The sequence below is a fragment of the Kocuria sp. U4B genome (genome assembly GCF_054875615.1).
Genome location: NZ_CM142180.1, coordinates 1,815,045 through 1,825,927, shown reverse-complemented (window position 1 = coordinate 1,825,927; position 10,883 = coordinate 1,815,045). Strand labels below are relative to the sequence as shown.

General features: G+C 73.4%; 10 protein-coding genes. 6 read left to right on the top strand and 4 right to left on the bottom strand.

The genetic code is table 11. The features are described 5' to 3' along the window. Positions 1-24 precede the first annotated feature (24 nt). The gene (locus tag ACYSMR_RS08665; RefSeq protein ID WP_251333742.1) at positions 25-1,107 is read right to left on the bottom strand and encodes a LacI family DNA-binding transcriptional regulator; all 1,083 of its coding nucleotides are present in this window, start codon (positions 1,105-1,107) and stop codon (positions 25-27) included. Positions 1,108-1,291: 184 nt separating this feature from the next. On the opposite strand from ACYSMR_RS08665, the gene ACYSMR_RS08660 reads away from it, so the two are divergent. From ACYSMR_RS08660 to ACYSMR_RS08640, 5 genes are all read left to right on the top strand, one after another. Next, a complete protein-coding gene (locus tag ACYSMR_RS08660) occupies positions 1,292-2,149 on the top strand; it encodes an ABC transporter substrate-binding protein (RefSeq protein WP_461748015.1) in 858 nt (285 codons plus the stop codon). Between the two features lie 75 nt (positions 2,150-2,224). Continuing rightward, entirely contained in the window at positions 2,225-3,034 is an 810-nt protein-coding gene (locus ACYSMR_RS08655) for an amino acid ABC transporter permease (RefSeq protein ID WP_461747950.1), read from the top strand. Then, positions 3,031-3,792 carry an amino acid ABC transporter ATP-binding protein gene (locus tag ACYSMR_RS08650; protein WP_251333740.1) on the top strand — a complete coding sequence of 254 codons (762 nt, stop codon included), beginning with the start codon at positions 3,031-3,033 and terminating at the stop codon, positions 3,790-3,792. Before ACYSMR_RS08655 ends, ACYSMR_RS08650 begins: the two co-directional genes overlap by 4 nt. Then, a complete protein-coding gene (locus ACYSMR_RS08645; RefSeq protein ID WP_461747949.1) occupies positions 3,792-4,838 on the top strand; it encodes a Gfo/Idh/MocA family protein in 1,047 nt (348 codons plus the stop codon). Before ACYSMR_RS08650 ends, ACYSMR_RS08645 begins: the two co-directional genes overlap by 1 nt. A 62-nt stretch (positions 4,839-4,900) precedes the next feature. Then, positions 4,901-6,022, top strand: a complete 1,122-nt coding sequence (locus ACYSMR_RS08640; RefSeq protein ID WP_461747948.1) for an NAD(P)/FAD-dependent oxidoreductase — start codon at positions 4,901-4,903, stop codon at positions 6,020-6,022. Between the two features lie 84 nt (positions 6,023-6,106). On the opposite strand, the gene ACYSMR_RS08635 is transcribed toward ACYSMR_RS08640, so the two are convergent. The 3 genes from ACYSMR_RS08635 to ACYSMR_RS08625 form a co-directional block, all read right to left on the bottom strand. After that, positions 6,107-7,684: a sodium:solute symporter family transporter gene (locus tag ACYSMR_RS08635; protein ID WP_309125170.1), complete on the bottom strand. Its 1,578-nt coding sequence runs from the start codon at positions 7,682-7,684 to the stop codon at positions 6,107-6,109. 154 nt (positions 7,685-7,838) lie between these two features. After that, a complete protein-coding gene (locus ACYSMR_RS08630; protein ID WP_461747947.1) occupies positions 7,839-8,459 on the bottom strand; it encodes a methylated-DNA--[protein]-cysteine S-methyltransferase in 621 nt (206 codons plus the stop codon). Next, the gene (locus ACYSMR_RS08625) at positions 8,456-8,944 is read right to left on the bottom strand and encodes an RNA polymerase sigma factor (RefSeq protein ID WP_461747946.1); all 489 of its coding nucleotides are present in this window, start codon (positions 8,942-8,944) and stop codon (positions 8,456-8,458) included. Before ACYSMR_RS08625 ends, ACYSMR_RS08630 begins: the two co-directional genes overlap by 4 nt. Positions 8,945-9,214: 270 nt before the next feature. Here ACYSMR_RS08625 and ACYSMR_RS08620 point away from each other — a divergent pair, with 270 nt between their 5' ends. Then, positions 9,215-10,756: an NCS1 family nucleobase:cation symporter-1 gene (locus ACYSMR_RS08620; RefSeq protein ID WP_309125172.1), complete on the top strand. Its 1,542-nt coding sequence runs from the start codon at positions 9,215-9,217 to the stop codon at positions 10,754-10,756. The last annotated feature ends 127 nt before the right edge of the window (positions 10,757-10,883 follow it).

Below are 10,883 nucleotides of genomic sequence, written 5' to 3'. Positions count from 1 at the left end.
CGGCGGCGCCTCACCGCCGGGGCGTCACCGGCGGGGCCCGGCCGGCGGGGGGCCCACGGACCCGCGCCGCACCAGGCGGGCCGGGAAGCTCTGGGTGCGCGGCGGGCCCCCGTGCCCCTCGAGCCGCTCCAGCAGGACGGCGGCGGCGGCGGTGCCGATGTCGAACGTCGGCTGGGCGACCACGGTGATGGGCGGGTCGACCAGGGTGGTCCACGGCAGGTCGTCGAACATGACGAAGGACAGGTCCTCCGGGACGCGCAGGCCGAGCTCCCGCACGGCGGTCAGCACGCTCACCCCGACCAGGCTGTCGGAGGCGATGACGGCGGTGACCGGCTCCGGGGCCTCCAGCAGCTCGCGGGTGACGCGCCGGACGTCCGCCTCGGTCCGCGCGCCGAGGCGGACGTACTCGGGCCGGCGCGGCAGCCCCGCCTCGTCCAGCGCCGCGGCCATGCCCGCGAGGCGGTCGGTCACCGGGGAGGCCTGCAGGGGCGCGCCGAAGCGGTAGCCCCCGGCCGGCTCGTCCGCCGTGGAGACGTAGGCGATCCGTTCGTGGCCGGCCTCGACGAGGTGGCGCGTGCACTCCCGGGCCGCGGGCACCATGTCGGCCTCCACGGCGTCGACCCCGAGGCCGTCGAGCCGGCGGTCCAGCAGCACCAGGGGCCGCCCGGACGCCGTCACCTCGGCGAGGTGGCCGGTGCTCCAGGACGAGCAGGGAGCCACGACGAGCCCGTCGACGCGCTTGTCCAGCAGCACGCGCACCGCGTCGACCTCCGCCTCCACCTCCTCGTCGGTGTTGATCAGGATGACGTCGTAGCCCCCGGCCTTGGCGGTGTCGGAGATCCCCCGGGTGGCCACGCCGAAGTAGGGGTTCTCGATGTCACCGACCACCACCCCGATGGTGTGCGAGCGCCCGGTGTTCATGCTGCGGGCCAGTTCGTTGGGCCGGTAGCCCAGCGCGTCCGCCGCGGCCAGCACGCGGGAGCGGGCGGCGTCGCTGACGGCCCCGTAGCCGCCCAGGGCGCGGGCGGCGGTGGCCTTGGCGACGCGCGCCTCCCGGGCGACGTCGGCCACGGTGACCTCTCGCGGCCGGGCGGGATCGGGGCTCATGTAAACCTTTCGTGACACCTCTTGACGTGGCGCGGATCACTCCGTAAGTTCTCTCAACATACCAGTTCTGAGACCGGTCTCAACCCGCCGGTTGAGACCGGTCTCAAAGCAGGTGAACTCGACCTGGCGAGTCCGGGGGCCTCCGGTCCCGACGACGACTCCCGAGCATTGGAGCAACAACATGATGGGACGCACCACCTCCCGCCTCCTGGCCGTCGTGGCCGCCCTGTGCGCCGTCCTGCTGGCCCTCACGGGGTGCGCCGGCAGCGACGCCGCCGAGTCCGCGCAGGACAACCCGTACAACCTCATCGACCCGGGCACCATCCGCGTGGCCAGCCTCGGGGACTCCAAGCCGTACACCTTCACCGACGAGAGCGGGGAGTTCACCGGCTTCGACGTCGAGCTCTTCCGCGACGTCGCCGGGCGGGCCGGGATCGAGGAGGTCGTGTTCACCGGCCAGGACTTCTCCGGGCTGCTCTCGGCGGTGGCCAACGGCCAGTTCGACGTCGGCGTGGCGGCCATCGGCATCACCGAGGAGCGCAAGCAGACCGTGGACTTCACCGACGGCTACCTCGCCGGCTACCTCTCGGCCGTGACCCCGAAGGACTCCGGCATCGGATCCGTGGAGGACCTGGCCGGGCGCCGGCTGGGCGTGGTGCAGGGCACCCTGCAGGAGGCCTACGCGGTGAAGAACTTCACCGGCACCGAGCTGGTGCGCTTCCCGGACAACAACGCCGCGATCTCCGCCGTCAACAGCGGCGCCGTGGACGCCCACTTCCTCGACTACGAGGCCGCCAAGTCCTACATCGAGCAGTACGACCTGGTCAGCGCCGCCGACATCCCCTCCTTCGACGCCCCCGCCGGCTTCGCGGTGGCCCCGGGCAACACCACCCTGCGCGACGCCCTCGACGAGGGCCTCGCCGAGGCGATGGAGGACGGCACCTGGAAGGAGCTGTACCAGAAGTGGTTCCCCGGCTCCCCGATGCCCGACCAGTACCTGCCCGAGGCCGAGCAGACCGCCGGCGCCGAGCCCACCTCCTGACGGTCCCGGGGGTCCGGCCCAGCGCCGGACCCCCGCCCCGTCCCCGCCGTTCCTCCGAGCGTCTGAGAGCACCTCATGGACTGGATCGACACGATCACCAAGACCTTCCTCGACGTCGACGCGATGCTCGCGGTGCTGCCGCAGCTGCTGACCGTCGGGCTGGTCAACACCCTCATCATCTCCGTGTGCGCCACCGCCATCGGCCTCGTGCTGGGCATGGTCGTGGCCGTGGCCGGGATCTCCCGCACCCGCTGGCTGCGGGTCCCGGCCCGGATCTACACCGACATCTTCCGCGGGCTGCCCGCGATCCTGACCATCCTGCTGATCGGGCAGGGCTTCGCCCGGTTCAGCCAGTCGATCTTCGGGGCCTCCCCGTACCCGCTGGGCATCGCCGCGCTGGCCCTGATCGCCAGCGCCTACATCGGGGAGATCTTCCGCGCCGGGATCCAGAGCGTGGACAAGGGCCAGCTGGAGGCCTGCCGCGCCCTGGGCATGAGCTACTTCCGGGCCATGTACCTGGTGGTGGTCCCGCAGGGGATCCGTCGGGTGCTGCCGGCGCTGGTCAACGAGTTCATCGCCATCGTGAAGGACTCCAGCCTGGTGTACTTCCTGGGCCTGCTGGTCTCCGAGCGCGAGCTGTTCCGGGTGGGCCAGGACGCGGCGGTGCTCACCGGCAACCTCTCCCCGCTGGTGATGGCCGGGGTGTTCTACCTGATCATCACCGTCCCGCTGACCCACCTGGTGAACTACTTCGACCACCGCTTCCGCGCCGGGCGCCGCCGCGCCGTGGCCCCCTCCAGCGGGCTGGAGGAAGTCGAGGAGCTCGACGCCGCCGCACCGCTGACCGCTGGAACGACCGCACCGACCGTTGGGAGCAGAGCATGACCGCCGCCGCCACCGCCCCCGTGGAGACCTACCACGGCTCCACCCTGGAGATCCGCGACCTCACCCTGGCCTTCGGGGAGGTGGAGGTGCTGCGCAACGTGAGCCTGACCGTGCCGGCCGGGACCACCACCTGCATCATCGGCCCCTCCGGGTCCGGCAAGTCCACCCTGCTGCGCGGGATCAACCGCCTGCACGAGCCCCGCAGCGGGGAGGTGCTGCTGGGCGGGCAGAGCGTGCTGGGCGTGAAGCCCGACGTGCTGCGCCGGCGGATCGGGATGGTCTTCCAGCACTTCAACCTCTTCCCCGACCACACCGCCCTGGAGAACGTGGCCCTGGCCCCGGCCCGGGTCCGCAGCCTGCCCAAGGCCCAGGCCCGCGCCCTGGCGCGCAAGCACCTGGCCGAGGTGGGGCTGGCCGAGCGCGCCGACCACCGGCCCCGGGACCTGTCGGGGGGCCAGCAGCAGCGGGTGGCCATCGCCCGGGCCCTGGCCATGGAGCCGGAGGTCATGCTCTTCGACGAGGCCACCTCGGCCCTGGACCCGGAGCTGGTCAAGGGGGTGCTCAACCTCATGGCCGGGCTCGGGCGCACCGGGATCACCATGGTGGTGGTCACCCACGAGATGAACTTCGCCCGCAAGGCCGCCGACCAGGTCGTGTTCATGGACGAGGGCGAGATCGTGGAGGCCGGCACCCCCGAGCAGATCTTCGACGACCCGCGCAGCGACCGGCTGCGCCGCTTCCTCTCGGAGGTGCTCTGATGCCCGCGCCGATCCGCACCGCGGTCCTGGGCTACGGGGTCTCCGGGCGGGTCTTCCACGCGCCCCTGATCGCCGCCGACCCCCAGTACTCCCTGGACGCGGTCGTCACCGGTGATCCCGGCCGGGCCGCCCGGGCCGCCGGGCAGCACCCGGGGGCCCGGGTCGTCGCGAGCGGCGACGAGCTATTCGCCCTGGTCGACGCCGGCGAGCTGGAGCTGGACCTCGTGGTGCTCGGCACCCCGCCGGGCACCCACTTCGCCCAGGCGGGCGCCGCGATCGAGCGGGGGCTGCACGTGGTGGTGGACAAGCCCTTCGTCCCCACCGCGGCGCAGGGCGAGGAGCTGGTCCGGCGGGCGGCCGCGGCCGGCGTGGTGCTCACCGTGTTCCAGAACCGCCGCTGGGACGCCGACTTCCTCACCCTGCGCAAACTGGTCGAGGCCGGCGCGCTCGGCGACGTGCGCACCTTCGAGTCCCGCTTCGAGTGGTGGATGCCGAAGGGCTTCGGGTCCTGGAAGGACGAGGCCCCCGTCGCCGAGGCCGGCGGGATCCTGCACGACCTCGGCGCCCACCTCGTCGACCAGGCCCTGCAGCTGTTCGGCCCGGTCCGGGCCGTGCACGCCGAGGCCGCCCGGCACGGGGACCCGGGGGTCTCCGACGCCGACCAGGACACCTTCGTCTCCCTCCTGCACGAGAGCGGCGTCCGCTCCCGGCTGTGGATGAACGGGCTCGCCGCCCAGGTCGGCCCCCGCTTCCACGTGCTGGGCTCCGAGGCCGCGTACACCAAGTGGGGCCTGGACGGGCAGGAGCCGGCGCTGGACGCCGGGACGGCCCCCACCGACCCCGGCTACGGCGTCGAGCCCGAGGACCGCTGGGGGGTGCTCGGGGCCGGCGAGGACCTGGCCCCCGTGCCGGCCGAGCGCGGGGACTACCCCGCCTTCTACCGCCGGCTCGCCGCGTGCCTGCGCCAGGACGGGCCGGTGCCCGTGGACCCGGCCGACGCCGTGGAGGTCCTGCGCGTCATCGAGCGCGTCCACGGCCTGAACTGACCTCCGCCCGCCCCCGGCGGGGCGGGCCCCGATCCAGAACCCACAGAAAGAGAGCGTGCACCGTGTCCGCAACCCACCCCCAGCACGTCGTCGTCCTCGGCGGCGGCGTCCTCGGCGTCTCCACCGCCGTCCACCTCCTGCGCGGCGGTGCCTCCGTCGCGCTGGTCACCGAGACGGAGCTCGCCAGCGGGGCCACCGGCCGGTCCCTGTCCTGGCTCAACTCGGCCGGTGCCCGGTCGGAGCCGTACCACCGGCTGCGCACCCTGGGCGTCGACCGCTACCGCACCCTCTTCGCCCAGGACCCCGGGCGGGACTGGCTGCGCTTCGACGGCGGCCTGTTCTGGGACGTGCCCGGGCAGGCGACCGCCACCGAGGCCCGCCACGAGCACGAGGCCGCCCACGGCTACGCCTCCCTGCTGCTCAAGCCCGAGCAGGTCGCCGAGGTGACCCCGAACATCGACGCCACCGCCGTGGAGGACGTCGCCGTCTTCAACCCGGGGGAGGGCTGGGTCAGCCTGCCCCACCTGGTCGAGCACCTCATGGAGGAGTTCACCGCCCGCGGCGGAGAGCTGGTCACCGGGGCCGGGCGGTGCTCGGTGGAGACCGCCGGCGGCCGCGCCACGGGCGTGCGCACCGCGGACGGCACCGTCCACGCCGCCGACGCCGTGGTGGTGGCCTGCGGGGCGGCGACCCCGTCCGTGGTGGCCGAGCACGGGGTCGTGATCGACAACGGGTCCCCGGTGTCCATGCTCGTCGTCACCGAGCCCGTGGACCACGGCGTCACGGCGGTGCTGAACACCCCGCGGGCGGCCGTGCGGCCCAACCCGGGCAGCACGCTGGCCGTGGACCACGACTGGTACGAGGAGCAGATCGTCGAGCACGAGGACGGCTCCTTCACCATCTCCGAGGAGGTCGTCCAGGAGCTGCTCGACGAGGCCTCCGCGCTGGTCGCCGGCAACCCGCGGCTCGCCCCGGGCAACTGGAAGCTGGGCCACAAGCCCATCCCCGGCGACGGCGAGCCGGTGTTCGGCGAGCTGGAGAGGGTCCCGGGCTGCTTCGTGGCCTTCACGCACTCGGGCGCCACGCTGGGCCTGATCGCCGGCGAGCTGCTCGCCGGGGAGGTGCTGTCCGGCCAGAAGCACCCCCTGCTCGAGACCTTCCGGCCGGAGCGCTTCGCGCAGTAGCCGCTGCGGGAAGCCCCACGGCGCACGGGGCGCCGGTCCGTCGGACCGGCGCCCCGTGCGCCGTGCGGTGTGGGGGGACGCTGCTCAGAGGCCCGCCGGGAGCGGTTCCTCCGCCGGGGTGGCGGCCTGCGGTGCAGCACCGGCCGGGGCCGTGCGGACCCGCGGCGCGAACCCGGAGGGGGTCTGCTCGCGGTACAGGCGGTAGAGCTCGATCCGCTGCGTGTCCGTCTCGGCCTGCGGGCGCGGCGCCGTGCAGCCGACCGCGACGTAGGTGAGCCAGCCGAGGGCCCCGGCCACCAGGGTGGCCCAGCCGTCGAACGCGCTGGTGAAGACGGGGTTCTGCACGTGCAGGAGGTCGTTGGGCGCCCCGTAGATCGTGGGCGTCAGGACGAGGAAGACCAGGCGCGAGACCAGGCCCACGCCCGCCGCGGCCAGGGCGGCGCGGGCCCCGGGGCGCTTCCAGAACGTGCCCAGGAGGAACGAGGCGGACAGGCTCGCGAGCATCAGGTCGAACGCCAGGGTCAGCAGGATGCCGGTCTGGCTGACCCGGACGGCCAGCAGGATGCCCACGACCACCACGGGGAGCATGGCCAGGCGCGTCCAGCGCAGCAGCGGGTCGTGGGCGCCGGTGATCTCGGTGCGGCGCACGTTGAACACGTTGCGCACGGTCACGGCGGACGTCGCCAGGATGGCCCCGGAGGCCGTGGAGAAGGACGCCGCCACGATCCCGGAGAGCACCAGCACCGCCAGCAGCGGCGGGGCGTACTCCCCGAGCAGGGTGTAGAGGATCGGGCCGTCCTCGGCGGTGAGCCCCAGCACGGAGGAGGCGGTCAGGGCCACGAGGGCGAAGACCGTGCCGATCGCCGCGGTGGTGCCCGCGGCCAGGAAGCAGGAGCGCTGGGCGGCCTTCGGGCTCCTGGCGCCGAAGATGCGCTGCATGAAGTCGATGGCCACGAGGTCGCCGACGCCGAGGGCGATGAGCGTGGCCCAGTTGACGGGGGCGCCGGCCTCCGAGGAGGTGAGCTGCTCGAGGTCGAACGGGCCCATGCCCTCCGGGACGACGATGCCGTAGGTGAGGGCGACCCACACGATCAGCGCCACGGCGGCCACCACGGTGATCGCGGTCTGCAGCACCGCGGTGTACGCGTCGGAGAACAGCCCGCCGGCGAGGGTGTAGCTGAGCACCAGGGCGCTGGCCACCACCACGCCGAGCGAGTACGGGACGTGCGCGAAGTACTCGAGCAGGAAGCCGCAGGCGACCAGGTTGCCGGCCAGCAGGAACGTGAAGGCGAAGATCATGATGACGGAGGCCGTGGCCTCCGTGGTCCGGCCGTAGCGGATCCGGAAGAAGTCGCCGAGGGTGAACAGCCGCATCCGGTTCATGGGCCTGGCCAGGAAGAGCCCGGCGAGCAGCAGGCACAGCGCCAGGCCCAGGGCCAGGGACGCCCCCGCCCAGAAGCCGTAGCTGGAGGTGAGGTCCGTGTTGCCGACGGTCGCGTTCGAGTCCACCGCGGCGGCGGTGAGCGACACGGCGACGAGGGGCATGCCCAGCTGCCGCCCCGCCACGAGGTAGTTGGTGCTGTCGCCGTCGACCTTGCGGGCGACGACCACGCCGATGATGAGCACCGCCAGAACGGTGATGCCGACCCCCATGATGATCATGTGCTTCTCCCAGCCTGGGCTCCGCCCGAGCGGAGTTTCTGTCATCTGACAGATAAGTTCTATCGGCGGGGTGCGGCGCGGCCGTTTCTCCTCCGTAACGGTCGTGTTTAACCGCGCCGGGCGGCTGGGGCCGGGGCAGGCCGCCGGTGCCGGGTCAGGCTGCGCCCTCCAGCGCCAGCAGCGCGGTCTTGGCCCTGGGCCCGCCGACGTACCCGCCGAGGCTGCCGTCGCTGCGCAGCACCCGGTGGCACGGGACGACCACGGGCAGGGGGTTGGTGGCGCAGGCGGTGCCCACCGCGCGGCCCGCGCCGGGGCGGCCCACGGCGCGGGCGACGTCCCCGTAGCTCTGCGTGCGCCCGTGGCCGATCTCGGGCAGGTGCTCCTGGACCAGGCGGCGGAAGCCGCGGGAGAGGGACCGGTCGAGCGGGAGGTCGAAGCGGGTGCGGGTCCCGGCGAAGTACTCCTGCAGCTGCTGCACGGCCGGCTCCAGGCGGGCCGGGGCGCGCAGGACCCGGGGGCTGATCCGCCGGGCCAGCTCCTCCAGCACCGTCCCGTGGTCCTCCCGCTCGTAGGCCACGCGGACGAGCCCGTGCTCCGTGGCGGCCAGCAGCAGCGGGCCCACCGGGGTGTCGACGGTCGTCCAGGCCACGTCGAGGACCCCCGCCCGGGCGGCGTCGTCCTCGAGCCGGCCGTGCAGCCGGCGCAGGAGGTCCTCGGGGGCGGGCGCGGCGCCCAGCAGCTCCTGCAGCGCCCCGTCCTCGGTGTTCGTGCTCATCGCTCGTGCTCCTTCCGGTCGGGCTCCGCCAGGGTGCGGCGGAGGGTGGCGAGGCCGTCGGCGGCGGCCTCGGGGGTCCCGCCCACCAGCTCGGCGACCTGCCGGTAGGGCAGCCCGCCCAGGTAGCGGTAGGCGACGACGCGGCGCTGCTTGGGCGGCAGGGCGGCCACCGCGGCCCACAGCGGTGCGGCGTCCTCGGGCGGAACGCCCGGGGACGAGGCCCGCTCCGGCAGGGCCGCCACCGGCACCGCCCGGCGGGTCCGTGCGCGGACCACGTCGATCGCCTTCCGGTGGGCGATCGTGACCAGCCAGGCCTGCACGTCCGCCGACGCCGGGAGCACCGGGTAGGCGCGCAGCGCGGCCAGGAACGTCTCCGACCACGCGTCCTCGGCGTCGGCGTGGCCGCCGAGTACCGCTCGGCAGACCCGCCACACGACCGGGCCGTGTCGGGCGACCACCGTCTCGAAAGGCTGTTTCGTCTTCATCACCCCGTAGACGTCCGCGGCGGCCGGAACGTGAGGTGCCGCGCCGGAACCCGCCGTGCCCGGCGCCGCCCCGGGATGCCGGGCGGCGCGGGGGGCGCCGGGGACGCCGGGATACCGGTGGGTTCCGGTGTTAACGGGCTGTGCCCCGTGCGGAAACGGTGATGAAACAAGACGCCCGTTGACTGAAATTGTCGATACCGACGTTTCATCCACTGCGTCCCCGCCGTGCCCCGCGCACGCCGCGGAGCGCCCCTCTGGAAGGCCGACGCCATGTCCACCGTCGCTCCTGATTCCGTCCCGCCGGCCGCCGCGGCACCTGCTCCGGCCCAGGGGGCTGTGCGCCCCGGCCACGACGAGCGCCTCAGCAACGAGGACCTCGCCCCGCTGAAGGACCAGAAGTGGTCCTGGTACAACATCTTCGCGTTCTGGATGTCCGACGTGCACTCGGTCGGCGGCTACGTCACCGCGGGCAGCCTCTTCGCCCTGGGCCTGGCCAGCTGGCAGGTGCTCGTCTGCCTCGTCGTCGGCATCGTGATCGTCCAGGTCTTCGCCAACCTCGTGGCCAGGCCCAGCCAGCAGGCCGGGGTGCCCTACCCCGTGACGGCGCGCGTGGCCTTCGGGGTCCGGGGCGCGAACCTGCCGGCGGTCGTGCGCGGGCTCATCGCCGTGGCCTGGTACGGCATCCAGACCTACCTGGCCTCCAACGCGCTCGTCGTGGTCATGCTCCGGCTGTGGCCGTCCCTCGGCGCGTACGCCGACGTGGACCAGCACGGCTTCCTCGGGCTCTCCGCGCTCGGCTGGGTCGGCTACGCGGTCCTGTGGGTCGCCCAGGCCCTCGTCTTCTGGCGCGGCATGGACTCGATCCGCCGGTTCATCGACTGGGCCGGGCCCGCCGTGTACGTGGTGATGTTCGCCCTGGCGATCTACCTCGTGGCCACCGCCGGCTGGCAGAACGTGAACTGGACGCTGGGCACCGTGGAGTTCACCGGCTGGGAGGCGCTGCCCGTGATGCTCACCGCCGTGGCCCTGGTGGTCAGCTACTTCTCCGGACCCCTGCTCAACTTCGGCGACTTCTCCCGCTACAGCCGCAGCTTCGCCGACGTGAAGCGCGGCAACTTCTGGGGCCTGCCCGTGAACTTCACCCTCTTCGCCCTGCTGACCGTCACCTGCGCGGCGGCCACCGTCCCGGTCTACGGGGAGCTCCTCACCGACCCCATCGAGACCGTCGCCCGGCTCGACAGCACCTGGGCGATCCTCCTGGGCGCGCTGACCTTCACGGTGGCGACCATCGGGATCAACATCGTGGCGAACTTCGTCTCCCCGGCCTTCGACTTCTCCAACGTCGACCCGCGCAGGATCTCCTGGCGCGCGGGCGGGATGATCGCCGCCGTGGGCTCGGTGCTCATCACCCCCTGGAACCTCTACAGCAGCCCCGAGCTGATCCACTACACGCTCGACACCCTGGCCGCGTTCATCGGCCCGCTCTTCGGCGTGCTGCTGGTCGACTTCTACGTGGTCAAGAAGCAGCGCATCGACGTCGAGGCCCTCTACTCGATGGACCCCGGCGGGAGGTACTGGTACCGCAACGGCGTCAACCCCAACGCGGTCCTCGCCACGGCGGCCGCCGCGCTGGTCGGCCTCGTCATCGTGCTGGTGCCGAGCCTGGCCGGGGCGGCCGCGTTCAACTGGTTCATCGGGTGCGCCCTGGGGGCGGCGATCTACTGGGTGGCCTCGGTGCACGGCCCCTGGAAGGAGACCGCCGAGGCCCCGGCCGGGGCCACCCCCGGCGCGGCCGCGGAGGCGCGCCCGTGAGCGGCCCGCGGCTCCCGGTGGTCGACCCGAACACCACTCCGGGCGCGCCCGGCCCGTCGCGCGGGGAGCTCGCCGCGCCGCGGCCCCGGCGGTGCCCGGGACTGCTCCAGGCCTTCACGGTGGCCTG